Raw genomic sequence first — 21,860 nt, forward strand, 5'->3', positions numbered from 1 at the left:
TATTTGATTAATATGGCGACCAACAACCACACACCTAGGGATGAACCCGCATGAGCTCGTTGATCAATAAAGTCTTGTCTACCCGCGCTGGCTACGGCCTGACTGTCCTGCGCATCGCCGTTGGTGTCATATTCGCTGCCCACGGCTCGCAGAAACTCTTCGGCCTGTTCGGTGGCTACGGCCTTGCAGGCACGGCGCAGTGGATGGAAAGCATCGGCCTGACCCCGGGCTACGTGATGGCGACACTGGCAGGCGGTACCGAGTTTTTTGCCGGGCTGGCGCTGATCATCGGCCTGCTGGCGCGTCCTGCTGCACTGGGCCTGGCCTTCCTGTCGCTGGTGGCGATTTTCGCCGTGCACATCGGTAACGGCTTGTTCATGGCCAACAACGGTTATGAGTTTGCCTTGGCGTTGCTGGCGGGCAGTATTGCCGTGCTGATCGAAGGCGCGGGCAAGCTGTCGGTCGATCGCGCCATTGCGGGTTGATTGCACGATTTGAATTCGAGGCCCGTCTTGTACGGGCCTTTTTTATGGGAAGTGATTCTTGACACTGGCCAGTCAGCTTCTCTAGGATGCCGCTCATGCGCCGATTTAAACAGCTACTTGCGGGGCGCCAGGTGACTCAACCCAGTCGCCGATAGAAGCCGAAGACAAGGCTTCGAAATACCGCTAAAGCGCTGGTTCGGTGTTGCCTCTCACCTGCCATGCAGACTTTTGAGGCAGAGACACGACACGATGAACGCACCCAGCCCCCTAGTACGTCTTGCGCCGATCACGGCGAACCTTGTGCAACGCAACCCGAAAATTCTCCTGGGCGGCACTCACCAGCCAACGCTCTTGCGCTATCTCGACGGCTGGCCGCGTCGTAACCATGGGCCCGCAGCTTTCCTGATCCAGTTTGTCGAAGACGGCGAGTCACTGGCGCGGTTCGCCAATGACAGTTTCGACCTGGCCGTCATCCAGTCCCCCAGTGCGGCGGACGCTCCTCAAATGATCCGGCAGTTGACCCGTGTCGCCCGGCAGGGATTGATCACGCGCCGCTGAGGCGAGGATTACGGATACGAGATGTCCACGATGTAGACCCGTTTTTCGCCGGTAGGCGTCTGGACGCTGACCTCGGCATCCAGGGCCTTGCCGATCAGGGCTCGTGCCAACGGTGAGTCGATACTGATCAGGTTCTGTTTCAGGTCCAGCTCGTCCGGGCCGACGATGCGATAGCGTGATTCCTTGCCGTCCTCATCTTCGACCGTCACCCAGGCGCCGAAATACACCTTGTTCGGATCGCTGGGTTTTTCACTGACCACTTTGAGCGCTTCAAGGCGCTTGGTGAGGAAGCGCACGCGACTGTCGATTTCCCGTAGCATTTTCTTGCCATAGGTGTATTCGGCGTTTTCCGAACGATCACCCTGGGCCGCCGCCTCGCTGACCGCCTGGGTCACCTGTGGACGGCGCACATGCCACAGCTCATGGAATTCAGCGCGCATCCGCGCTTCACCCTCGGGGGTGATCAGCGCGGTGCCGGCAGTGCGGGGTGGGCGATAACGGCTCATGGCAACTTCTTGTAATAGCGAAACCGGGAGTCTATCAACCCTCGCGCAATACTGTCAGCGGGCTGGCATTGAGCGCTCGACGGGTGCCGAATACACCGGCCGCACCGATCAACAAGGCCCCCAGCAGCGGCAATACCAACAGCCAAGGATGCGGATGCCAGGGCAGGTCGAAGGCGTACCGGTAAAGCACCAGGCTCACCAGCTCCGACCCCAGGGCCGCGAGCAGGCCACTGACCGCGCCCAGCAGGCCGAACTCGATGCGCCGGGCCTTGACCAGCAGGGGCCGTTCGGCGCCCAGTGCGCGCAATAGCGCGCCTTGGCGTATGCGCTCGTCGAGGGTCGCCTGCAGGCCGGAAAACAGCACCGCCATCCCCGCTGCCAGCACGAACAGCAACACATACTCCACCGCCAGGGTCACTTGGGCCAGGATGCTGCGCAGTTGCTCGAGCAGGGCCTCGACTTGCAGGATCGTCACCGCCGGAAAGGCCCGGGACAGGTCGACGATCTGTTGGTCGTGGCCCGATGCCAGGTAGAAACTGGTGAGATAAGTCGCTGGCAGATCCTTCAATGTGCCGGGCTGGAAGATCATGAAGAAGTTGGGCTGGAAATTGTCCCAGTTGATCTCCCTCAGGCTGGTGACCTTCGCTTCACGATTGACGCCGCCCACGCTGAATACCAGGCGGTCGCCCAGCTTGATCTTGAGGTTCTCGGCCACTTTGCCTTCCACCGAAACCCCCGGGATATCGTCCGGTGGCTGCTGCGGCCACCAGGTCCCTGCGGTGACAACGTTGCCCGCCGGCAGGTCGGCAGCCCAGGTCAGGCTCAGGTCACGTTGCAGCGCCCGGTCACCCGCCGAGTCCTTGGTGACGAACTCCGTGGCCGGCTCGCCATTGATGCTGATGAGGCGACCGGGGACCACGGGGTAGAGCGGGGCAGATTGTGCGGACAATTCCAGCAGTTTGTCGGTGAAGGCCTGTTTGTCGTTGGGCAGGATATTCAGGGCGAAATAGTTCGGCGCGTTTTTCGGCAACTGGTTTTGCCAGGTGTCCAGCAATTCACCGCGCAACAACGCGATCAACGCCATGGACAACAGGATCAGGCCGAACGCCAAGGCCTGACCGGCGGCGGCCAAGGGATGGCGCAGCAATTGGCCGAGGCCCAGCCGCCAGGGCAGGGAAGCGCGGGCCAGCAGGCGACGCAGGCTCTGGAGCAGCAGCAACAACAAGCCGCCGAGCACCAGGGCGGCAACGACGCCACCGCCCAGCAGTGCGAAGGTGAGGACCAGGTCCAGGCTCAGGCGCCACATGATCAGGCCCAGGGCACCCAGCGCGGCACCGTAGATCACCCAGGAGCTGGAGGGGATCGGCAGCATATCCCGGCGCAGCACCCGCAACGGTGGTACCCGGCCCAGTGCAGCCAATGGCGGCAGGGCGAACCCCGCCAGGGCCACCAGCCCGGTGCCGATCCCGGCGACTGCTGGCAGCAGGCCACCCGGCGGAACGGTGGTGGGCAGCAGGTCGTGCAGCAGGGCGAACAGGCCCAGTTGGGCGATCCAGCCGAGCAGGGCGCCACTGATGCTGGCGAGCAGGCCCAGCACCGTCAATTGCAGGCTGAACAGCACCATGGTTTCCCGGCGTGACAGGCCCAGGCAACGCAGCAGTGCACTGGCATCGAAACGTCGGGTGGCAAAGCGGTTGGCCGAGAGCGCGACGGCGACTCCGGACAGCAATACGGCCACCAGGCTGGCCATGTTCAGGTAGCGCTCGGCCTTGCCTAGGGCACCACCGATCTGCCGGTTGCCGTCGCGGGCATCCTGCAGGCGCTGGTTGGCTTCAAGGCCAGGCTTGACCAGGTCGCGGTAGGTTTGCAGCGCCGATGCCGGGCCGCGCCACAGGTCGCGATAGCTGACACGGCTGCCCGGCTGGACCACGCCGGTGGCCTCCAGGTCTTTGAGGTTGATCAGCACTCGCGGGGTGAGGCTGTAGAAATTGCCGGCGCGATCCGGTTCATAGGTCAGCACTCGGGCCAACCGCAGGGTTTGGTTGCCAACGTCGATGCTGTCGCCGATCTTCAGGTCCAGTGCCGTCAGCAACCGTGCTTCGACCCAGGCCTCGCCAGGGTTCGGCCGTCCACCGGTTTCTTCCGGCGCGAACGGGGCGGGGCTGCTTTTCAGTTCGCCGCGCAATGGGTAGCGGTCATCGGCCGCCTTGACGCTGGACAGCTGGATGCCATTGTCGGTGGCCACGACACTGGAGAACTCCACGACCCGGGCGTGTTCCAGCCCCAGGTCGGTGCCGTTGCGGATCTGCTCCGGGCGGGCGGGGGAACTGCCTTCGAGCAACAGGTCGGCACCGAGGAATTCGGTGGCGCGCATCATCATCGCGCCGTTGAGGCGGGCACCGAAGTAACCGATGGCGGTACTGGCCGCCACCGCCACCAGCAGGGCGAAGAACAACACCCGCAACTCACCGGCGCGGGCATCGCGAAGCAATTGACGGACAGCGAGACTGAACAGGCGCAACAGCGGCAAGCGTGCCATCAAGGCTCCAGAGGGGCGACCATCTCGCCGGCTTCAAGTCGGATCAGGCGCCGGCAGCGATGGGCCAGGCGTTCATCATGGGTCACCAGCACCAGGGTCGTGCCGCGTTCCTTGTTCAATTCGAACAGCAGGTCGCTGATGCGCTCGCCGGTGTGGCTGTCGAGGTTGCCGGTGGGTTCGTCGGCAAACAGCACGTCGGGTTCGGCGGCAAAGGCGCGGGCAATCGCCACGCGTTGCTGTTCGCCGCCGGAGAGCTGGCGCGGCGAGTGAGTCAGGCGCTGGCCCAGGCCGACGCGCTGCAACAGTTGCGTGGCGCGTTCGCGGGCATCCTTGCGCCCGTCCAGTTCCAGCGGCAGCATGACGTTTTCCAGTGCATTGAGGCTGTCGAGCAACTGGAACGACTGGAAGACGAAACCGACGTGCTCGGCGCGGATCCGCGCACGCTGGTCTTCATCCAGAGTGCTGAGGGCCCGGCCGGCGAGCGTCACCTCGCCGCTGCTGGGCAGGTCGAGGCCGGCCAGCAGGCCCAGGAGGGTGGATTTGCCGGAACCGGACGCGCCGACGATGGCCAGGCTATCGCCTTTGTTCAGTTCCAGGCTGAGTTCGTGCAGGATGGTCAGTTCACCTTCCGCGCTGGAGACCACTTTGCTAAGGTCCGTCGCGGTGAGAATGCTTGAGCCCATGGAGAATCCGATGCGTGTGTGGTTTTTGAGTGCCGGCCTGGCCTTGATGTGCATGGCCCAGAACGCAGCGGCGGGTACAGTCCTGATCGTTGGCGATAGTATCAGCGCGGCTTTCGGCCTGGATACCCGGCAAGGGTGGGTGTCGTTGCTCGAACAACGGCTCAAGGCCGAGGGTTTTGACGATAAAGTGGTCAATGCCTCCATCAGTGGCGACACCAGCGCCGGAGGCCAGGCGCGGCTGCCGGCGCTGCTTGCAGCCCATAAGCCGGACCTGGTGATCCTGGAGCTGGGCGGCAACGATGGCTTGCGCGGTCAACCGCCAACACAATTGCAACAAAACCTTGCAGCGATGATCGACAGCGCTCGCGCCAGCGGTGCCCAGGTGCTTTTGCTGGGTATGCAACTGCCACCCAATTACGGACGGCGCTACACCGAAGCCTTTGCCCGGGTCTACAGCACCCTGGCCGAGGAGAAAAAAGTCCCCCTGGTGCCGTTTTTTCTCAAGGACGTCGGTGGCATCCCGACCATGATGCAAGGCGACGGATTGCACCCGTCCGTCGCGGCCCAGGGCAAGTTGCTGGAAAATGTGTGGCCGACACTGAAACCGCTGCTTTGACGCTTTTCTACCGGCGGGCTTTCGGCTAATGTGGCGCCCCCGATTTGGAGCCCCCGATGCCGCGTCCCGCCTGGTCCCTGTTTGCCTACCAACTGATCGAGCCTGACGAGCAGCTGGATCTGTTCGCCTGCCAGGAAGTGCGGGTGCACCTGGTGACCCGGCAGTTGGAACTCGGTGGCTCGGCCGATCGGACTCTCTGCGGCAGCCTGCTGCCGGCCCAACCGCGCTGGTCGAGCGTCGATCGCAAGATTTTCCAGGATCATCGCCTGTGCTCGTTGTGCCGGGCGATCCTGGAGTCCCAGAAGCGCGGCACATCGCCGATCTGGCCGGAGCTGCGGTTCGAGTTGTAATCTCTTCGCGCGTGCCATGACCCGCGGCTCCCACAGGGCGCGGGGTGAATGCCGAACAAAATGCTGTGCATCGGACGCTTGATTGCCGCTCTCCCCGAAATAACAGGTGGCAGTGTACAATCGCATGTTTCATAACCCCTTGTTCGATCTGCGAAGGATTTCCCGGATGTTGCCGCGCTTGCCTGCCGTCGCCCGCTGCCTGTCTCTTGCCGCCCTGTGTATGGCGGGCCACGTTGCCGCCCTGGAGCTGCCTCTGCCACCACCGGGTGAAGACATCGTGGGCCAGGTGCAGGTTATCAAGGCCAAATACGAAGACACCTTTGCCGACCTGGGCACCACCTATGACCTGGGCTACAGCGAGATGGTCGCCGCCAACCCGGGGGTCGATCCCTGGTTGCCGGGCGCAGGCACCGAGATCGTGCTGCCGACCCGTTTCATCCTGCCGCCGGGCCCGCGCGAAGGCATCGTGATCAACCTTGCCGAGTACCGTCTCTACTATTTCCCCAAGGGGCGGAACGTGGTCTACACCTTCCCGCTGGGGATCGGGCGTGAGGGCTGGGGATCGCCGATCGCCCACACCAGCATCATCGCCAAGACGCCGAACCCGACCTGGACCCCGCCGGCATCGATCAAGGCCGAACACGCCGCCGACGGCGACCCGCTGCCGAACGTCGTGCCCGCCGGCCCTGATAACCCGCTGGGGCCCTTCAAGTTCACCCTGGGCACCCCGGGCTACCTGATCCATGGTTCGAACAAGAAGTTCGGCATCGGCATGCGCACTAGCCACGGCTGCTTCCGCATGTTCAACAATAACGTGCTGGAAATGGCCGGCATGGTGCCGGTGGGCACATCGGTGCGGATCATCAACGACCCCTACAAGCTGGGGTTGAGCGGTGGCAAGGTGTACTTGGAGGCTCACACACCGTTGGACGACAAGGGCAACCCTTCGGTGGTGGACAAGCACACCTCAGTGATCAACGCGATGCTCAAGCGTGAAGACATCACCAGCAACTTGCGCATGAACTGGGACGTGGTGCGGGACGTGGTGGCGGCCGAAGATGGCATGCCGGTGGAAATCGCTGTTCCGAATACCTCGGCACCGATGGTCACGAGCGCGCCGATCGACTTGCAGCAATAAAGGACTCGACAACAACCCGCCGACGTTTCGCGATGTCGGCGGGTTTTTTATTGCTTGGGAAAACACCGGGCAGCCGCTCTCGAATCCAAAAAAAAGCCGACCCAAAAATGGGTCGGCTCGATAACAATCCCGGGGGACTATTACTTGCGGCTAGCTTTTTCCAGCATGCGCAGAGCACGCTCGTTAGCTTCGTCAGCAGTCTGTTGTGCTTTTTGAGCAGCAGCCAGAGCTTCATCAGCTTTACGGTAAGCTTCGTCTGCACGAGCCTGGGAGCGAGCTGCTGCGTCTTCGGTAGCAGTCAGACGTGCTTCGGTTTCTTTCGATGCGCTGCTGCAACCGGTAGCCAGAACTGCGGCCAGGGCCAGAGCAGAGAATTTCAGAACGTTGTTCATCGTGTTCCCCTTCAAGGACATTCTATTAGTGACTGTCTCCCCAGACTGAGGAGTTAGCCGGCGTACATACTACCCATTACTTGTAGTAAGTAAACTGACGTAGCGCAAGAAGCAAAAAAATTGTAGGCGGTGATTCTTTTTCGAGCAACTTTTCTAAGGGGTGTTTAAAAAATATACAGCCCAAAGCCCTTGGCTGGAGCACGTCGACGAAAAAAAGTTCCGTGGCGGCGGAGAACTCTAGCAGCCCTCGCTAACGTCGTTGTTTATTGATTCACCTACACTTTTGTACATTTTTTGTGCAATGCCCCAGGCATCTTTATTGGTATTGGCGGTGACTTTAACTACGCGCGCTCGTCTCAAGACTCAACAACTGGCGATGTTCAGCTATTGCACCGTGACCGACTACAGCGCGACGATGGCGCTCAATCGATAAACCCGACAAGGTTTACCCCTTCGATGACAGGCGTGCCTTGAGCATTTGCGTCATTGGTGCCTACTATTCACGACGTGCTCGGGTTTGAGCGGATCGATTTTGGCGCTCGGTGACCAGGAAGGCACGGGGTGGCGTAGATGTTCCTTCGCCGGAAAAACATCGGTAAGGTAGGGGTCGGCATTCAGACCCGCGAGGAGTAGTGATGAGCGAGGCGGTTACCATCCACCATGACCAGGCTGGTCATCAGTTCGAGACCAACGTGGACGGTCATCGTGCTTATCTGACCTATATGGACCTGGGCAAGCAGACCCTGGATATCTATCGCACCTTCGTGCCCAACGCCTTGCGCGGCCGGGGCATCGCGGCGGCGTTGACCGAAAGTGCGCTGCAGTACGCCGAAGAAATGGGCTACACGGTGATCCCATCCTGCTCCTACGTGGAGCGCTACATGGAGCGTCACCAGCGGCACGCGGCGAAACTCTGAGAAAAAGGATTCCCAATAAAAAACGCCGGGCTGAAGAGCACGGCGTTTTTTTATGCCTTGAGGAAAGTAAAGGATCGCAGGCTTCGCCAACTCCTACATCCCCGCTCCAAACATGTGCAGGAGCTGTGTAGGAGCTGTCGAGTGAAACGAGGCTGCGATGTTTTTTAACCGCGCTGACGCTTCGGCAGAACATCCTTGAGCTTGGCATGCATGCTGCGCAGGGTGTTCTCGGTGGCGCTCCAGTCGATGCAGGCATCGGTGATGGAGACGCCGTACTGCAAGTCGGCGAGGTCTTTCGGGATGGCTTGGCAGCCCCAATTCAAGTGGCTTTCGACCATCAGGCCGATAATCGACTGGTTGCCTTCCAGGATCTGGTTGGCCACGTTCTCCATCACCAGCGGCTGCAGTGCCGGGTCCTTGTTGGAGTTGGCGTGGCTGCAGTCGACCATGATGTTCGGCTTGATCTTGGCTTTGTTCAGCGCCTGCTCACACAGCGCGACGCTGACCGAATCGTAGTTCGGCTTGCCGTTGCCGCCGCGCAGTACCACGTGACCATAGGCGTTGCCCTTGGTGGTGACGATCGACACGCCGCCTTCCTGGTTGATGCCGAGGAAACGGTGTGGGCTGGAGACCGACTGCAAGGCGTTGATCGCCACGGTGAGGCCACCGTCGGTGCCGTTCTTGAAGCCCACCGCCGACGACAGGCCGGAGGCCATTTCGCGGTGGGTCTGGGATTCTGTGGTGCGCGCGCCGATGGCCGACCAGCTGATCAGGTCCTGCAAGTATTGCGGCGAGATCGGGTCCAGGGCTTCGGTGGCCGTGGGCAGGCCCATTTCCGCCAGGTCCAGCAGCAATTGACGACCGATGTGCAGGCCGTCCTGGATCTTGAACGAGTCATCCAGGTACGGGTCGTTGATCAGGCCTTTCCAGCCGACAGTGGTCCGGGGCTTCTCGAAATACACCCGCATGACCAGGTACAAGGTGTCGGAGACTTCCGCAGCCAGCACCTTCAGGCGCTCGGCGTATTCGTGGGCGGCCTTGATGTCATGGATCGAGCAGGGCCCGATGACCACGAACAGGCGATGATCGGTGCCGTCCAGGATGTTGCGGATGACTTCCCGGCCCTTGGTCACGGTGCGCAGGGCAGCGTCGCTCAGGGGAATATCGCGCTTGAGCTGGTCAGGCGTGATGAGGGTCTCGTTGGAGGCGACGTTAAGGTCGTTGATCGGTAAATCAGCCATCGTGTTACTCGTCAGGTCACGGGTGCCGGCCGCCAGCGATCCCCGCGCGGCGGTGCACAGCGGATTTTAAGCGCGTCGGGGAGCCGAACCTTATCGCGTTACGAGGGGGCTCGACAATGGGCTGGGACGGGTTTAATGCCCTATAGGCGGGGGAAAAGGCCTTGGCGATGGCTCAGCAGCAGATTCGTGAGCAGATGTAATGATGATTGCATGCCATGCTGCTCGCGCTGATAGTGTGCAGGGACTTTTACCAGGAGAGTTGCAAAGATGCAGGCAGGCGTGAAACCGCGGATCGGGATGATCGGCACCGGGGCGATCGGTGGGTTCTACGGCGTGATGCTGGCGCGTGCCGGTTTTGACGTGCACTTTTTACTGCGCAGCGAATTTGCCGCCGTGGCCGAAGCCGGTTTGCGGATCGACAGCGCGGTCCACGGTACGCTGGCCCTCAACCCCGTCCAGGCGTATCGCTCGGCAGCCGACATGCCGCCCTGCGACTGGCTGCTGGTTGGCGCCAAGACCACCAGCAATACCGAGCTGGCCCCGGTCATTACCCAGGCTGCCGCTGAGGGGGCAAAAGTCCTTTTGCTGCAGAACGGCCTGGATGTCGAAGACGATCTTCGCCCTTTGTTGCCCGATTCGTTGCACCTGTTGGGCGGCCTGTGCCTGATCTGCGTGCATCGCGTCGGCCCTGGTGTCGTCACCCACCAGGCCCTGGGCGCGGTCAACGTCGGTTATCACAGTGGGCCTTGCGCCGATCAGGCACAACGCATGGTGATCGTCGAAGAGGCGGCGACGCTGTTCCGCAGCGCCGGTATCGACGCCCAGGCCATGCCGGGCCTGCAACAGGCCCGCTGGCAGAAGCTGGTGTGGAATGTGCCGTACAACGGGCTTTCGGTCCTGTTGGGCGCCAGTACCACGCCGTTGATGGCCAACGACCATAGCCGCGAATTGATCCAGGCACTGATGGGGGAGGTGGTCCGCGGTGCGCAAGCCTGCGGGCATCATATCGCGCCGGGTTATGCCGAGTATCTGTTCACGATGACCGAGAAGATGCCCGATTACTGGCCGAGCATGTACCACGATTATTCCCACAAGCGTGTGCTGGAACTGGACGCGATCTACGGCCGGCCATTGGCGGCAGCGAAAGCGGCAGGATGTGAGCTGCCGAAAATCGAAGCCTTGTACCAGGCGTTGGCGTTCGTGGACCGATATAACCGCTGAGCGGGCGAAAGGGGAGCGGTATGGCAAGCAACATCGACGACAAACTGGTGCTGGCGATTTCGTCGCGGGCGCTGTTCGACCTGAGGGAAAGCCACAAGGTGTACTTGTCGAGTGGTGTCGAAGCCTATCGGCAATACCAGATCGAGCATGAAGACGAAGTCCTGGCACCCGGCGACGCCTTCGCCCTGGTGCAAAAGCTGCTGAGCCTTAACGAGCACCTGGGGCGTGCCCGGGTCGAAGTCATCCTGGTTTCGCGCAACAGCGCCGACACCGGCCTTCGGGTGTTCAACTCGATCCATCATTATGGGCTGGCGATCTCGCGCGCGGCTTTCGTGGGCGGTCGCAGCCCGTACCCGTACCTCAAGGCGTTCGGTTGTGATCTCTTTTTGTCCACCCACGCTGAAGACGTGCGCAGTGCCCTGGACGCCGGGTTTGCCGCCGCGACCATCCTGTCGGGTGGTGCCAGTCGCGCGGCCAGCGAGGAACTGCGCATTGCCTTCGACGGCGATGCCGTGCTGTTTTCCGATGAGTCGGAACGCGTCTATCAGGCCGATGGGTTGGAGGCCTTCCAGGCCAGCGAGCGACAGGCCGCCCGCGAGCCGCTGCGAGGCGGGCCGTTCAAGGGGTTCCTGGCGGCGCTCAATGCACTGCAGCGTGAGTTTCCCGAGGACGCCTGCCCCATTCGTACGGCGTTGGTGACGGCCCGTTCGGCACCGGCCCACGAGCGGGTCATCCGGACCTTGCGTGAGTGGGATATTCGCCTGGACGAGTCGTTGTTCCTGGGTGGCCTGACCAAGTCGGCCTTCCTCGAAGCCTTCGCCGCCGATGTTTTTTTCGATGACCAGACCGGCCATTGCGAACTGGCCCGGGAGGTGGTCGCCACCGGTCACGTGCCCCACGGTATCAGTAACGAAGTGAAGCCCTGACTGCCCTTGGTCCGGGACGTCAAGCCGCACGTCGCAGTCCCCTGGGCGCTGCTAAGCTGAATCAATCTCCGCCATTTTGGCACGCGAGGAGGTCACATGATTCGTTCGATGCTGTACGCCACAGACCTGGGCCTGTACGCCCCTTATGTGATGCAGCATGCCTTGGCGTTAGCACGGACGTTTGAAGCCGAGTTGTATGTGGTGCATGCGGTAGAACCGATGGGGCTGTTCGCCGAGTCGGTGTTGCAAAGCTATCTCGACGAGCAGGCGCTGAACGAATTTCACCGCCAAGGTCTGAATACGGTGATGGCCAATATCGAACAGCGGGTGCTCGACAGTTTCCGCGAGGAGTTGGGGGAAGGGCAGCAGGACTTGAAACTGATCAAGTCGGTCAGGGTGTACCAGGGCGATCCTTCCCAAGTCATCCTGGAGCAGGCTGCGAAACTCTCCGTCGACTTGCTGATCGTAGGCAGTCATTGCCAAGGGGCAAGCGGTGAAACCCCCTTGGGCAGAACCGCTGCACGGGTATTGCAGTTATCCCGGGTGCCGGTCTATCTGGTACCGCTGGTACAGCGCCGACGCCAGGGAGAGGCCTGAGGCGAAACGATGGCTTTTTATAAAAAGTTCTAGATTTATTGTCAAAACCTTTCATATAGTTATATATCGTCGCTGATGCCCGTGGCGTCCAACTGCTTTGAGGGATACATATGAAGCTTCAACAACTGCGCTACATCTGGGAAGTGGCGCACCACGACCTCAACGTTTCCGCTACTGCCCAAAGCCTCTACACATCGCAACCCGGCATCAGCAAGCAGATCCGCCTGTTGGAAGATGAACTGGGCGTCGAAGTCTTCGCCCGCAGTGGCAAACACCTGACCCGCGTGACGCCGGCCGGTGAGCGCATCATCACCACGGCTGGCGAGATCCTGCGCAAGGTCGAAAGCATCAAGCAGATCGCCCAGGAATTCTCCAACGAGAAAAAAGGCACCTTGTCGATCGCCACCACCCACACCCAGGCCCGTTATGCGCTGCCGCCGGTGATCAGCAACTTCATCAAGCAATACCCCGACGTGGCGCTGCACATGCACCAAGGCTCGCCAATGCAGATCGCCGAGATGGCGGCCGACGGCACGGTGGATTTCGCCATTGCCACCGAGGCCCTGGAACTGTTCGGGGACCTGGTGATGATGCCGTGCTATCGCTGGAACCGCTGTGTGGTCGTGCCCCAGGGCCATCCGTTGACCAAGCTGCCGAAGCTGACCCTCGAAGCCCTGGCCGAATACCCGATCGTGACCTACGTATTCGGTTTCACGGGTCGTTCCAAACTTGACGAAGCCTTCAGCCATCGTGGCCTGACGCCCAAGGTGGTGTTCACCGCCGCCGACGCCGACGTGATCAAGACCTACGTTCGCCTGGGCCTGGGTGTGGGCATCGTCGCGAAGATGGCCGTCGATACCAAGCTCGACAGCGACCTGGTGGTACTGGATGCCAGTGAGTTGTTCGAATCCAGCGTGACCAAGATCGGTTTCCGTCGTGGCACTTTCCTGCGGGGGTTCATGTGCGATTTCATCGAGAAGTTTGCACCGCACCTGACCCGGGAAGTGATGGCCAAGGCCATCCAGTGCCACAACAAGCAAGAACTTGAAGAGTTGTTCGACGGCGTCGAACTACCGGTGCACTAAGACCCTTCTAGATCGCCTCGGTGACAGCGAACTGTTGCCGGGCGCCCGCTACCAAGATCTCTACTTCATCCCCTTCGAACTTGCCCAAAAGGCCGCGGCCCAGCGGTGAGCGAGGGGTGATGACGGTGATCGGCTGGCCCACCAGCGAGACCTTCAAGCCCGCCGCATCCGGCCCCAGGAACAGCCATTGCTGACGGCCGTCCTCATCCTCTAAACCAATCAACGTGCCCACCTGAATGCCGCGCTGTTCGTCGTATGGCCTTAGTGTCAGGTTCTGGCAGAGGGCGAGGGCCTGGCGTATTTCTTCCACGCGCCTGGCTTGCCCGGCAGCGAGGTAAGAAGCTTCAAGGCCCAGGGTGTCGTACTTGTTCTCGGCGATGTTTTCTTCGTGGGTCGCGGTTTCGTAGGCGGTCTGCGCGGCGCGTTCGGCGATGTCGAGATCAATTTTGAGCTTGTCGAGAATCAACTGGTGGACGGTCTGTTTGTTCATGGTCATTCGCAGAATTGCAGGACGTTGGCGCGGCTTTTCTCACTGGGTGCATTCTGGTCCTGTTGCAGCCAGAACTGGCACTTGGGGTTGGACTGGTTGCGCGGATTGTTGCGGGACTGATCGAGCGCCTGGCGCTGCTCGTTCCTCTGCAGGTTCTGCTGGTACTGCTCGAACATCGGCGTGGGCGGCTCTGGTGGTGGTTGCACCACCGGTGGTTGCGCCAGTTGATGGACGGCGGCGGCCACGGGTGCCAGTTGTTCGTTGAACAGAAATCTGGACAGTAGCCAGCCCGTCAACACGATGGCGAGGAACCCCAGCCACAGGCCCAGGGCGATGCTGAAGGTCAATTGCAAAGCCGTGAGGCGCGAGGGTGTCGGGTGATCGGGCATGGCTGCTTCCTGGCAGGGGCATGGGCAGGCGATATTGTCGCATGAAGATTAATCGCCGTCGGCTCTTCTGCGTGATCGGTTTATTCGGGACAATCAGGCCTTTGCCACAGGGAGTCGGGAATGACTGTGCGTTGGGATATTTTTTGCACCGTCGTCGATAACTTTGGCGACATTGGTGTCACATGGCGTCTGGCTCGGCAGTTGGTGGCCGAGCATCGATGCGCGGTGCGGCTATGGGTCGACGACCTGCGTGCCTTCGAACGAATTTGCCCGGAAATCGACATCACCCTGTCCGAGCAATGGCAGCAGGGCGTGCAAGTGCGTCACTGGCCCGAGGAGTGGGCGCCCACCGAAGCCGCCGACGTGGTGATCGCCGCGTTTGCCTGCCAACTGCCGAGCGCCTATATGGATGCGATGGCTGCGCGCCAGACGACGCCCCTGTGGATGAACCTCGATTATTTGAGCGCCGAGGACTGGGTGATCGGTTGCCATGGCTTACCGTCAGTCAAATACAAGCACGTGCAGAAATATTTCTTTTTCCCCGGCTTTCGGGAGGGAACGGGTGGCTTGCTGCGCGAGGCCGGCCTGCTGGAGCGCCGCCGGCAATTTCAGCAGGATGCCGAAGCGCAACGCAGTTTCCTGCAAGGATTGGGCGTGGAGCGGGCGCCGCAAGCCTGTCTGATCTCGCTGTTTGCCTACGAGAACGCCGGGCTGGCGAGCTGGTTTGACGCGATGGCAGCCGATACCCAGGCATTTCATGTGCTGGTTCCCGAAGGGCGAGTGTTGGGCGACGTCGAGTGTTGGCTCGGAGTCGAAGGCCTGAAGGTCGGTGCGCTGCATCGACGCGGTGCACTGACGGTGCAGGTGCTGCCGTTCGTTCGCCAGGATCAGTACGACCAGTTGCTGTGGTGCTGTGATTTCAACGCCGTGCGTGGCGAAGACTCCTTCGTGCGCGCGCAATGGGCTGGTCGGCCGCTGCTCTGGCATATCTACCAGCAGGAAGAAGACGTCCACCTGGAAAAGCTCGAGGCATTTCTCAGGCTCTACAATCAGGGGCTTTCACCGGCTGCGCAAAAAGCGATCAGCGGTCTTTGGCGGGCCTGGAATGCCGGCCAGGACATGACCGAATATTGGAAAGCCACCCGTGAACAGCAGCAGGAACTGGCCGGACATGCCCAGGCGTGGTGTCTGGAACAGGCCTCGCGAGCCGATCTTGCCGCAGCGCTGGTGAAGTTTTATGTAAATTGGATATGATACGCGGCCTAGATTTTTGTAAATCCCATCCAAATTCGGATATTCGCAATGAAAACTGGTAAAGAACTGAAACCCGGGACCGTGATCCGTCTCGAAAACGATCCTTGGCTGGTTCAGAAAGCTGAGTTCACCAAGTCGGGTCGTAACAGCGCGATCATGAAGACCAAGCTGAAGAACCTGCTGACCGGTTACAAGACCGAGATCGTCTACAGCGCCGACGACAAACTGGACGACGTGATCCTCGACCGCAAAGAAGCGACCCTGTCCTTCATCAGCGGCGACACCTACACGTTCATGGACACCACTGACTACACCATGTACGAGCTGAACGCCGAAGACATCGAAAGCGTTCTGCCGTTCATCGAAGAAGGCATGACCGACGTCTGCGAAGCCGTGTTCTTCGAAGAACGCCTGGTTTCCGTAGAACTGCCGACCACCATCGTGCGTCAGGTTGACTACACCGAAGGCTCCGCTCGCGGTGACACTTCCGGCAAGGTGATGAAGCCTGCCAAACTGAAGAACGGTACCGAGCTGTCGGTCGCTGACTTCATCGAAATCGGCGACATGATCGAGATCGATACCCGCGAAGGCGGTTCCTACAAAGGCCGCGCTAAATAAGCGAAGCCTTGTGTATGAAAAAGCCCGACCATTGAGTCGGGCTTTTTTATTTCAAGTGCCACAGCAGAACCCTGTGGCGAGGGAGCTTGCTCCCGCTGGGCTGTACAGCAGCCCCAAACCCAGACAACGCAATTATCCAGTCATACCGCATTTGCCCATTTTACGACTGCTGCGCAGCCGAGCGGGAGCAAGCTCCCTCGCCACAAAGGCTCCGGGGCCCAGTTATTTCAAGTGCTGCTTGAGCTCTTCGGACACCTGCAACATCGCCGAACGCACCGCTGGCACCTGGCTGACCACGTTGAGCAAGCCATAGTCGTGGATCATGCCGTTGTAGCGCACGGCGGTGACGGGTACACCGGCCGCGTCCAGCTTGCGGGCATAGGCTTCGCCTTCATCGCGCAAGACATCAGCCTCGGCGGTCTGCACCAGTGCTGGCGGCAGACCCTTGAGTTGTGCGGTGCTGGCCCGCAGCGGCGAGGCATAGATCTCGCCGCGTTGCCCGGCATCGGTGGTGTAGTTGTCCCAGAACCATTTCATCATGTTTTTACTGAGGAAGTGCCCTTCGGCGAACTGGTTGTAGGACGCCGTCTCGAAGCTGGCGTCGGTCACCGGCCATAGCAACGCCTGGAAACGGATCGCCGGCGTGCCTTTGTCTTTCGCCATCAGGGCCACGACCGCCGCCATGTTGCCGCCGACGCTGTTGCCCACCACGGCCAGGCGCTTGCCGTCGACGTTGATCTGCTTGCCGTGTTCGGCCACCCATTTCGTGGCGGCGTAGGCCTGGTTGATCGCCACCGGGTAATGCGCCTCGGGTGAGGGCGTGTAGTTGACGAACACCGCGACAGCGCCCGAGCCCGCCACCAGATCTCGAACCAGGCGTTCGTGGGTCGGGAAGTCACCCAATACCCAGCCACCGCCGTGGAAGAACATGAACACGGGCAACTCACCCTTGACCCCGGCCGGGCGAACGATGGTCAGGCTGATCGGCTGGCCATCGACCTGGATGGTTTTCTCGCTGACGTCGGCCTTGGGCAAAGTCAGTTTCACCCCCGCCTGGGCGCCCACCAATACGGCGCGGGCGTCCTTGGGCGACAGTTGCTCCAGGGGCTTGCCAGTGCCGGCATTCAGCACGTCGAGAAACGCCTGGGTGTTGTGTTCGACGATGCTGTCGGCGAAGGCACTGCTGACGCTGAGGGCGAGAAGGGTGCTGGCAAAGGCTTTGCTGAGCGTGTTCATGTGCATCTCCTTAGGTTCGGGTCCAGGGTTGGTGGTCAGACGGTCACGTGCAGGCGCACATCAACGTTGCCGCGGGTGGCGTTGGAGTACGGGCAGACTTGGTGAGCCGCATCCACCAGGCTTTGCGCGTCGGCCTGGTCCAGCCCTGGCAGGCTGATGTGCAGGTCGATGTCGAGGCCGAAACCGCCGGGGATCTGGCCGATGCCGACATGGGCGGTAATCGAGGCGTCGTCCGGGATCTTGCGTTTGCTCTGGCTAGCCACGAATTTCAGTGCGCCGATGAAGCAGGCCGAGTAGCCGGCGGCGAACAGTTGCTCAGGGTTGGTCGCCGCACCGCCTGCACCACCGAGTTCCTTGGGCGTGGCGAGTTTGACGTCGAGGATGTTGTCACTGGAGATCGCACGACCATCACGGCCGCCGGTGGAGGTTGCGATTGCGGTGTAGAGAGTTTGCATGATGAGAGCCTCGTTTCTAGGGTGGTGTTATCGCGCTAAATGTTTGCGCGCTAATTAGGTGTGAGGCAAATGTATAGCGCTAATATTTTGCGCGCAAGATAAATTTTTGAGGTGAGTTGAATTTGCGCCACTGAAAGGGCGTGTAACCCTTGAGCTAGAGCGTTTCAGCGCAGCAAAAAAAATTTAGATGGGCGAGTTAGAGATCAAGGAGCTGCAGGATCCCCGCCATCGCGAGCAAGCTCGCTCCCACATTAGATTTGCGTCGAAGGCAGATTTATAGCCACTGAGCATCAAGTGTAGGAGCGAGCTTGCTCGCGATAGCGGTGGGTCAGTTGGAGGTTAGTCAGAGGCTGTCTTGCAAATGCCCGCGCAGTGCCTGCAGGTCAAGTTGCAGCTTCTTCAACTGCTCCAGGGTCAGGCCGCTGGCGGCGAGGATGCATTGGGGGATGTCGAGGGCTTTTTCGCGCAGGGCGCGGCCCTGTTCGGTGAGTTCGACAATCACCACACGTTCGTCTTCACGGCTGCGGGTGCGGCTCAGCAAGCCCTCGACCTCCAGGCGCTTGAGCAGTGGCGTCAGCGAGCCGGGGTCTGTCAGTAGGCGCGTGCTGATTTCACCGACGGTCAATCCGTCCTTTTCCCACAACACCATCATCGCCAGGTATTGCGGATACGTCAGGCCCAAGGCCTGTAGCAGCGGCTTGTAGACTTTGGTCATCAGCAGCGACGTGGAGTGCAGGGCGAAACAGACCTGGTTGTCGAGTAGCAGGGCTTCGCAGGCTTTGGGGGTGTCGCGCAGGGTGTTCATGGCAGAACCTTCAATCAATGATCGATACGAATCTAGCGGGCGAATCTTTAATGCACCAGATAATTCTGATATTTCGGATGGATGTTACGTTTCCCCGCTGGCGCCGACTGCGTAGGATAAGCGCCCTGAGGAAAAGGGGAGTCTTCTGTGTTCGAATTTGCACTGTTCTTGGTCTTTGGTGCCGTGTTGGGCACCTTGGGGGGATTGTTCGGGATCGGTGGTGGCCTGATTGCCATTCCGGTGCTGGGCGTCTGGTTCGGCCTCGACCAGCAAATGGCCCAAGGGACAGCGCTGGTCATGGTGGTGCCCAATGTGATGCTTGCGTTGTGGCGCTATCACCAGCGCAATCGCATCGAATTGCGCCATGTCCTGCCGTTGGCTTCCATGGGGTTCTGCTTTGCCTGGCTGGGTTCGATCTGGGCCGTGGGGATCGACGCGAACAGCATGCGGATCGGCTTCGTCGCGTTCCTGATCGCGCTGACACTCTACAACATGGCCCGCATGTTCGCCGCCAACGCACCGGCTTCGGCGCAGATGCGTTATGGCTGGCCATGGCTCGCCGTGCTTGGGGCGGCGTCCGGTACCATGGGCGGCCTTTTCGGTGTTGGCGGGGCCGTGGTCGCGACGCCGATCCTGACCAGTATTTTTGGCACCAGCCAGGTGGTCGCCCAAGGGTTATCCCTGGCACTGGCCTTGCCCAGCACCGGCGTGACCCTCGCCACTTATGCGTTTCACCATGAGGTGGACTGGAGCATCGGCCTGCCGCTGGCCGTCGGTGGCCTGCTGAGCATCAGTTGGGGGGTGAAAGTCGCCCACGCCTTGCCGGAGCGGCTGTTACGCGGGCTGTTTTGCGGTTTCCTTGTGCTGTGCGCGGTGCTGCTCGCCTTTAAAGTTTGAAGCCTTCGACGATGTGCTCGGCCAGGCACTCGGTGATCGGCGATGGGTTATGCAGGTTGCGGATCAGCATGATGCTGGCCTCGGGCAGTTCCGGCAGGTCTTCAGCTTCGCCCAGTACCCGCATGTCCGGGGTCAGCAGGCTTTCCAGTTGCGCCGTGATTGCCAGGCCGGCGCCCACCACCGCCATGAGCGCCGACAGGCTCGAGCTGTTGTATGCCACGCGATAATCGCGACCCATGGCATCCAGCGCATTGCAAGCCCATTGCCGGCAGAAACAGTCACTGTTGAACATCGCCAGCGGCAGCGGTGTTTGTTCATGGACATTGAAGCAAGCGGCTTCGGCCCAGACAAAGCGTTCCTTGCGCAGCAACTGGCCGATTTCGTCCCCCGGTTTGCGGGTGACGATGGACAGGTCCAGGTCCTGGCGCAGCAGCAACTGCTTGGACGATTCGCAGTGCACTTCAATTTCGATCAGCGGGTAGAACTGGGCGAAGCGTTGCAGGATGCCTGGCAGAAAGCGCATCACGTAATCGTCCGGCGTGCCGATGCGCACCGTGCCAACCATGTGCGGTTCACGCAGGGTATTGAACACTTCGCTGTGCAGCTTGAGGATCCGCCGCGCGTAACCCAACAGCACCTGGCCTTCAGCGGTGAGCTTGACCTGGCGTCCGTCACGCTCGAACAACCGTCGTTGCAACACGTCTTCTTCCAACCGCTTCATCTGCATGCTGACGGCAGACTGGGTGCGATTGACCAATTCCCCGGCCCGGGTGAAACCGCCTTGGTCGGCGATGGCGACAAAGGTACGCAGCACTTCCGTATCGATGCTCGGGTAACTCGACAATTGATCAATCTCCGAGATGTATTGCATAAGAAACATTCGTTGGATTGATCTTATCGTTAGCGCGAGACTTGATCCATCCCCAACGGAGGACATCACGATGAAAGGTCAAAAAGGTTATCTACTGATAGACAAACTCTCCCACGGCTTTTCCGTCAGCGCCCTGCTGCACAAGTTTAGCCGCTGGTACGAATTGCACCACGAGCGCGAACTGCTGGCCGGAATGAGCGACGAGGCGCTCAAGGACATTGGCGTGAGTCGTGCCGATGTGGAGCGGGAAGTGGTTCGGCCATTCTGGGACGACCCAATGCACAAATGAGCCATCCTTTCCTACACAAACCCCTTATTGGTGAGGTAGGTTGCGAGCAGACAAGGAGATCTCCATGCCCGCGACTCTGTCCTTTACCCTCAAACAGGCCCGGCGTCTGGCGTTGGCCGCCCAAGGATTCGATGGGCGCTCACCGCCAGCTTCGGTGCAACCCTCACGCCTCAACCGCCTGATCGAACGCCTCGGCGTCCTGCAGATCGACTCAGTCAATGCGTTGGTGCGCGCGCATTACCTCCCGCTGTTCTCCCGTCTCGGTCACTACAATCGCGATTTGCTTGATCAAGCAGCCTGGAGCCAGGGCCGACGTCGTACGCTGTTCGAGTACTGGGGGCATGAAGCCTCGCTGCTGCCGATGTCGATGTATCCGCTGATGCGCTGGCGCATGAATCGGGCGTCGGGTGGCGAAGGGATTTATCAGCAGTTGGCGCGTTTCGGCCAAGAACGCCAGGATGTCATCCGCCGCGTTCTGGCGTCGGTCCAGGAGCAGGGCGCCCTGGGTGCGGGCAGCTTGTCTACGCGTCAGGAAAAGGCCGGGCCTTGGTGGGACTGGAGTGCGGAGAAACATGCGCTGGAGTGGCTGTTCGCCGCAGGCGAAGTCACGGTGGCGGGGCGGCGCGGGTTCGAACGGCTCTACGACTTGCCCGAACGCGTACTGCCGGCCTCGATCCTGCAGCAACCGTTGCCGGACGAGGCCCAGGCCCAGCGCGCCTTGCTGCTGCATGCAGCTGACGCCTTGGGCATTGCGACAGAGAAAGACCTGCGCGACTACTTTCGCCTCGCTCCGGCCGACAGCCGCGGGCGCCTGGCTGAGTTGGAGGAGGCCGGAGAGCTGCTGCGCTGCCAGGTGCAGGGCTGGAAACAACCGGCCTGGTGTCGACCCGCGGCGAAAATCCCTCGCAAAGTCGCCGCCAGTGCCTTGTTGTCGCCGTTCGACTCGCTGGTCTGGGAGCGCGACCGCACCGAGCGGTTGTTCGACTTTCGCTACCGGTTGGAGATCTACACGCCTGTCCACAAGCGGGTGTATGGCTATTACGTGTTGCCGTTCCTGCACAATGAACGCATCGCCGCTCGGGTGGACCTGCGGGCGGAGCGGGCCCTGGGCCGGTTGGCGGTGCATGCGGTGCACGAGGAAGAGCCGGGGTTGGACGAGGAGGGGGTGCAAGCCTTGGCGGTGAACCTGCGGCGCATGGCCGATTGGTTGGGGTTGGAAAGGGTCCAGCTCAATTGTCAGCGGGTGGGTGGGGTTCGGTTGGCGGTGGCATTGGCCCAGTTAAGTGGTGACTGACCCGACGC

The 21,860-nt window shown here is 60.9% G+C and carries 26 protein-coding genes; 15 read left to right on the top strand and 11 right to left on the bottom strand.

Going from position 1 to position 21,860, the window contains the following annotated elements; all coding sequences use genetic code 11:
• The first annotated feature begins 50 nt into the window (after window positions 1-50).
• A complete protein-coding gene (locus tag BLO97_RS10345) occupies window positions 51-485 on the top strand; it encodes a DoxX family protein (RefSeq protein ID WP_092222939.1) in 435 nt (144 codons plus the stop codon).
• A gap of 249 nt (window positions 486-734) precedes the next feature.
• Window positions 735-1,043 (top strand): hypothetical protein, encoded by a 309-nt coding sequence (locus tag BLO97_RS10350; protein ID WP_063322325.1) that lies wholly within the window; start codon window positions 735-737, stop codon window positions 1,041-1,043.
• 8 nt (window positions 1,044-1,051) lie between these two features.
• On the opposite strand, the gene greB is transcribed toward BLO97_RS10350, so the two are convergent.
• The 3 genes from greB to BLO97_RS10365 are packed head-to-tail and all read right to left on the bottom strand — an operon-like array spanning window position 1,052 to window position 4,771.
• Window positions 1,052-1,549 (bottom strand): transcription elongation factor GreB, encoded by a 498-nt coding sequence (gene greB / locus BLO97_RS10355; protein ID WP_092144836.1) that lies wholly within the window; start codon window positions 1,547-1,549, stop codon window positions 1,052-1,054.
• A 34-nt stretch (window positions 1,550-1,583) separates the two neighbouring features.
• The gene (locus BLO97_RS10360; RefSeq protein ID WP_092345801.1) at window positions 1,584-4,088 is read right to left on the bottom strand and encodes an ABC transporter permease; all 2,505 of its coding nucleotides are present in this window, start codon (window positions 4,086-4,088) and stop codon (window positions 1,584-1,586) included.
• Window positions 4,088-4,771 carry an ABC transporter ATP-binding protein gene (locus tag BLO97_RS10365; RefSeq protein WP_063322323.1) on the bottom strand — a complete coding sequence of 228 codons (684 nt, stop codon included), beginning with the start codon at window positions 4,769-4,771 and terminating at the stop codon, window positions 4,088-4,090. Before BLO97_RS10365 ends, BLO97_RS10360 begins: the two co-directional genes overlap by 1 nt.
• Window positions 4,772-4,781: 10 nt before the next feature.
• On the opposite strand from BLO97_RS10365, the gene BLO97_RS10370 reads away from it, so the two are divergent.
• From BLO97_RS10370 to BLO97_RS10380, 3 genes are all read left to right on the top strand, one after another.
• A complete protein-coding gene (locus BLO97_RS10370) occupies window positions 4,782-5,387 on the top strand; it encodes an arylesterase (protein WP_063322322.1) in 606 nt (201 codons plus the stop codon).
• Between the two features lie 56 nt (window positions 5,388-5,443).
• Window positions 5,444-5,737 carry a hypothetical protein gene (locus BLO97_RS10375; RefSeq protein ID WP_003199347.1) on the top strand — a complete coding sequence of 98 codons (294 nt, stop codon included), beginning with the start codon at window positions 5,444-5,446 and terminating at the stop codon, window positions 5,735-5,737.
• A gap of 166 nt (window positions 5,738-5,903) precedes the next feature.
• A complete protein-coding gene (locus BLO97_RS10380; protein ID WP_063322321.1) occupies window positions 5,904-6,875 on the top strand; it encodes a L,D-transpeptidase family protein in 972 nt (323 codons plus the stop codon).
• Between the two features lie 140 nt (window positions 6,876-7,015).
• Here BLO97_RS10380 and oprI read toward each other — a convergent pair whose 3' ends face one another.
• Window positions 7,016-7,267: an outer membrane lipoprotei OprI gene (gene oprI / locus BLO97_RS10385; protein WP_003183784.1), complete on the bottom strand. Its 252-nt coding sequence runs from the start codon at window positions 7,265-7,267 to the stop codon at window positions 7,016-7,018.
• A 635-nt stretch (window positions 7,268-7,902) separates the two neighbouring features.
• Between oprI and BLO97_RS10390 the strand changes: the two genes are divergently transcribed.
• Window positions 7,903-8,184, top strand: a complete 282-nt coding sequence (locus BLO97_RS10390) for a GNAT family N-acetyltransferase (protein ID WP_003199362.1) — start codon at window positions 7,903-7,905, stop codon at window positions 8,182-8,184.
• Window positions 8,185-8,348: 164 nt separating this feature from the next.
• On the opposite strand, the gene BLO97_RS10395 is transcribed toward BLO97_RS10390, so the two are convergent.
• Window positions 8,349-9,425, bottom strand: a complete 1,077-nt coding sequence (locus BLO97_RS10395) for a 3-deoxy-7-phosphoheptulonate synthase (RefSeq protein WP_003199364.1) — start codon at window positions 9,423-9,425, stop codon at window positions 8,349-8,351.
• A gap of 267 nt (window positions 9,426-9,692) precedes the next feature.
• Here BLO97_RS10395 and BLO97_RS10400 point away from each other — a divergent pair, with 267 nt between their 5' ends.
• The 4 genes from BLO97_RS10400 to cysB all read left to right on the top strand — a co-directional run bounded on the left by BLO97_RS10400 (window position 9,693) and on the right by cysB (window position 13,254).
• Window positions 9,693-10,646 (top strand): putative 2-dehydropantoate 2-reductase, encoded by a 954-nt coding sequence (locus tag BLO97_RS10400; protein WP_063322320.1) that lies wholly within the window; start codon window positions 9,693-9,695, stop codon window positions 10,644-10,646.
• 20 nt (window positions 10,647-10,666) lie between these two features.
• Window positions 10,667-11,572: a 5'-nucleotidase gene (locus BLO97_RS10405; protein ID WP_092222945.1), complete on the top strand. Its 906-nt coding sequence runs from the start codon at window positions 10,667-10,669 to the stop codon at window positions 11,570-11,572.
• 96 nt (window positions 11,573-11,668) lie between these two features.
• The gene (locus tag BLO97_RS10410) at window positions 11,669-12,169 is read left to right on the top strand and encodes a universal stress protein (protein WP_014337270.1); all 501 of its coding nucleotides are present in this window, start codon (window positions 11,669-11,671) and stop codon (window positions 12,167-12,169) included.
• 110 nt (window positions 12,170-12,279) lie between these two features.
• The gene (gene cysB / locus BLO97_RS10415; protein ID WP_003199376.1) at window positions 12,280-13,254 is read left to right on the top strand and encodes an HTH-type transcriptional regulator CysB; all 975 of its coding nucleotides are present in this window, start codon (window positions 12,280-12,282) and stop codon (window positions 13,252-13,254) included.
• Window positions 13,255-13,261: 7 nt separating this feature from the next.
• On the opposite strand, the gene BLO97_RS10420 is transcribed toward cysB, so the two are convergent.
• Entirely contained in the window at window positions 13,262-13,744 is a 483-nt protein-coding gene (locus BLO97_RS10420; protein ID WP_092345923.1) for a GreA/GreB family elongation factor, read from the bottom strand.
• A gap of 2 nt (window positions 13,745-13,746) precedes the next feature.
• Entirely contained in the window at window positions 13,747-14,133 is a 387-nt protein-coding gene (locus tag BLO97_RS10425; protein ID WP_092144832.1) for a hypothetical protein, read from the bottom strand.
• A gap of 120 nt (window positions 14,134-14,253) precedes the next feature.
• On the opposite strand from BLO97_RS10425, the gene earP reads away from it, so the two are divergent.
• Together earP and BLO97_RS10435 are read left to right on the top strand one after the other, a co-directional pair.
• Window positions 14,254-15,387: an elongation factor P maturation arginine rhamnosyltransferase EarP gene (gene earP, locus BLO97_RS10430; protein ID WP_092222948.1), complete on the top strand. Its 1,134-nt coding sequence runs from the start codon at window positions 14,254-14,256 to the stop codon at window positions 15,385-15,387.
• Window positions 15,388-15,435: 48 nt separating this feature from the next.
• Window positions 15,436-16,005 carry an elongation factor P gene (locus BLO97_RS10435; protein ID WP_003199385.1) on the top strand — a complete coding sequence of 190 codons (570 nt, stop codon included), beginning with the start codon at window positions 15,436-15,438 and terminating at the stop codon, window positions 16,003-16,005.
• A gap of 222 nt (window positions 16,006-16,227) precedes the next feature.
• Here BLO97_RS10435 and BLO97_RS10440 read toward each other — a convergent pair whose 3' ends face one another.
• The 3 genes from BLO97_RS10440 to BLO97_RS10450 all read right to left on the bottom strand — a co-directional run bounded on the left by BLO97_RS10440 (window position 16,228) and on the right by BLO97_RS10450 (window position 18,501).
• Entirely contained in the window at window positions 16,228-17,241 is a 1,014-nt protein-coding gene (locus BLO97_RS10440; RefSeq protein WP_092345803.1) for an alpha/beta hydrolase, read from the bottom strand.
• A gap of 35 nt (window positions 17,242-17,276) precedes the next feature.
• A complete protein-coding gene (locus BLO97_RS10445) occupies window positions 17,277-17,696 on the bottom strand; it encodes an organic hydroperoxide resistance protein (protein ID WP_003199389.1) in 420 nt (139 codons plus the stop codon).
• Window positions 17,697-18,039: 343 nt separating this feature from the next.
• The gene (locus BLO97_RS10450) at window positions 18,040-18,501 is read right to left on the bottom strand and encodes a MarR family winged helix-turn-helix transcriptional regulator (RefSeq protein WP_092345805.1); all 462 of its coding nucleotides are present in this window, start codon (window positions 18,499-18,501) and stop codon (window positions 18,040-18,042) included.
• Between the two features lie 147 nt (window positions 18,502-18,648).
• On the opposite strand from BLO97_RS10450, the gene BLO97_RS10455 reads away from it, so the two are divergent.
• Window positions 18,649-19,398 (top strand): sulfite exporter TauE/SafE family protein, encoded by a 750-nt coding sequence (locus tag BLO97_RS10455; protein WP_063322314.1) that lies wholly within the window; start codon window positions 18,649-18,651, stop codon window positions 19,396-19,398.
• Here BLO97_RS10455 and BLO97_RS10460 read toward each other — a convergent pair.
• Window positions 19,388-20,242 (bottom strand): LysR substrate-binding domain-containing protein, encoded by an 855-nt coding sequence (locus tag BLO97_RS10460; protein ID WP_027912697.1) that lies wholly within the window; start codon window positions 20,240-20,242, stop codon window positions 19,388-19,390. The genes BLO97_RS10455 and BLO97_RS10460 overlap by 11 nt on opposite strands.
• A 97-nt stretch (window positions 20,243-20,339) precedes the next feature.
• Between BLO97_RS10460 and BLO97_RS10465 the strand changes: the two genes are divergently transcribed.
• Window positions 20,340-20,558, top strand: a complete 219-nt coding sequence (locus tag BLO97_RS10465; protein ID WP_063322313.1) for a DUF1127 domain-containing protein — start codon at window positions 20,340-20,342, stop codon at window positions 20,556-20,558.
• Window positions 20,559-20,622: 64 nt separating this feature from the next.
• The gene (locus BLO97_RS10470) at window positions 20,623-21,852 is read left to right on the top strand and encodes a winged helix-turn-helix domain-containing protein (RefSeq protein WP_092345807.1); all 1,230 of its coding nucleotides are present in this window, start codon (window positions 20,623-20,625) and stop codon (window positions 21,850-21,852) included.
• Window positions 21,853-21,860: the final 8 nt, after the last annotated feature.

The sequence above is a fragment of the Pseudomonas sp. NFACC05-1 genome (assembly GCF_900100135.1).
Taxonomy (GTDB): domain Bacteria; phylum Pseudomonadota; class Gammaproteobacteria; order Pseudomonadales; family Pseudomonadaceae; genus Aquipseudomonas; species Aquipseudomonas fluorescens_Q.

Excerpts from the sequence above, each read along its gene's own strand:
- BLO97_RS10435 (WP_003199385.1), top strand. The coding sequence starts at position 15,436 with ATGAAAACTGGTAAAGAACTGAAACCCGGGACCGTGATCCGTCTCGAA.
- greB (WP_092144836.1), bottom strand. The coding sequence starts at position 1,549 with ATGAGCCGTTATCGCCCACCCCGCACTGCCGGCACCGCGCTGATCACC.
- earP (WP_092222948.1), top strand. The coding sequence starts at position 14,254 with ATGACTGTGCGTTGGGATATTTTTTGCACCGTCGTCGATAACTTTGGC.
- BLO97_RS10365 (WP_063322323.1), bottom strand. The coding sequence starts at position 4,771 with ATGGGCTCAAGCATTCTCACCGCGACGGACCTTAGCAAAGTGGTCTCC.
- BLO97_RS10450 (WP_092345805.1), bottom strand. The coding sequence starts at position 18,501 with ATGAACACCCTGCGCGACACCCCCAAAGCCTGCGAAGCCCTGCTACTC.
- BLO97_RS10445 (WP_003199389.1), bottom strand. The coding sequence starts at position 17,696 with ATGCAAACTCTCTACACCGCAATCGCAACCTCCACCGGCGGCCGTGAT.
- BLO97_RS10440 (WP_092345803.1), bottom strand. The coding sequence starts at position 17,241 with ATGAACACGCTCAGCAAAGCCTTTGCCAGCACCCTTCTCGCCCTCAGC.
- BLO97_RS10465 (WP_063322313.1), top strand. The coding sequence starts at position 20,340 with ATGAAAGGTCAAAAAGGTTATCTACTGATAGACAAACTCTCCCACGGC.
- BLO97_RS10405 (WP_092222945.1), top strand. The coding sequence starts at position 10,667 with ATGGCAAGCAACATCGACGACAAACTGGTGCTGGCGATTTCGTCGCGG.
- BLO97_RS10380 (WP_063322321.1), top strand. The coding sequence starts at position 5,904 with ATGTTGCCGCGCTTGCCTGCCGTCGCCCGCTGCCTGTCTCTTGCCGCC.
- BLO97_RS10360 (WP_092345801.1), bottom strand. The coding sequence starts at position 4,088 with ATGGCACGCTTGCCGCTGTTGCGCCTGTTCAGTCTCGCTGTCCGTCAA.
- BLO97_RS10410 (WP_014337270.1), top strand. The coding sequence starts at position 11,669 with ATGATTCGTTCGATGCTGTACGCCACAGACCTGGGCCTGTACGCCCCT.
- BLO97_RS10390 (WP_003199362.1), top strand. The coding sequence starts at position 7,903 with ATGAGCGAGGCGGTTACCATCCACCATGACCAGGCTGGTCATCAGTTC.
- BLO97_RS10345 (WP_092222939.1), top strand. The coding sequence starts at position 51 with ATGAGCTCGTTGATCAATAAAGTCTTGTCTACCCGCGCTGGCTACGGC.
- BLO97_RS10350 (WP_063322325.1), top strand. The coding sequence starts at position 735 with ATGAACGCACCCAGCCCCCTAGTACGTCTTGCGCCGATCACGGCGAAC.
- BLO97_RS10425 (WP_092144832.1), bottom strand. The coding sequence starts at position 14,133 with ATGCCCGATCACCCGACACCCTCGCGCCTCACGGCTTTGCAATTGACC.
- oprI (WP_003183784.1), bottom strand. The coding sequence starts at position 7,267 with ATGAACAACGTTCTGAAATTCTCTGCTCTGGCCCTGGCCGCAGTTCTG.
- BLO97_RS10400 (WP_063322320.1), top strand. The coding sequence starts at position 9,693 with ATGCAGGCAGGCGTGAAACCGCGGATCGGGATGATCGGCACCGGGGCG.
- BLO97_RS10395 (WP_003199364.1), bottom strand. The coding sequence starts at position 9,425 with ATGGCTGATTTACCGATCAACGACCTTAACGTCGCCTCCAACGAGACC.
- cysB (WP_003199376.1), top strand. The coding sequence starts at position 12,280 with ATGAAGCTTCAACAACTGCGCTACATCTGGGAAGTGGCGCACCACGAC.
- BLO97_RS10470 (WP_092345807.1), top strand. The coding sequence starts at position 20,623 with ATGCCCGCGACTCTGTCCTTTACCCTCAAACAGGCCCGGCGTCTGGCG.
- BLO97_RS10420 (WP_092345923.1), bottom strand. The coding sequence starts at position 13,744 with ATGAACAAACAGACCGTCCACCAGTTGATTCTCGACAAGCTCAAAATT.
- BLO97_RS10370 (WP_063322322.1), top strand. The coding sequence starts at position 4,782 with ATGCGTGTGTGGTTTTTGAGTGCCGGCCTGGCCTTGATGTGCATGGCC.
- BLO97_RS10375 (WP_003199347.1), top strand. The coding sequence starts at position 5,444 with ATGCCGCGTCCCGCCTGGTCCCTGTTTGCCTACCAACTGATCGAGCCT.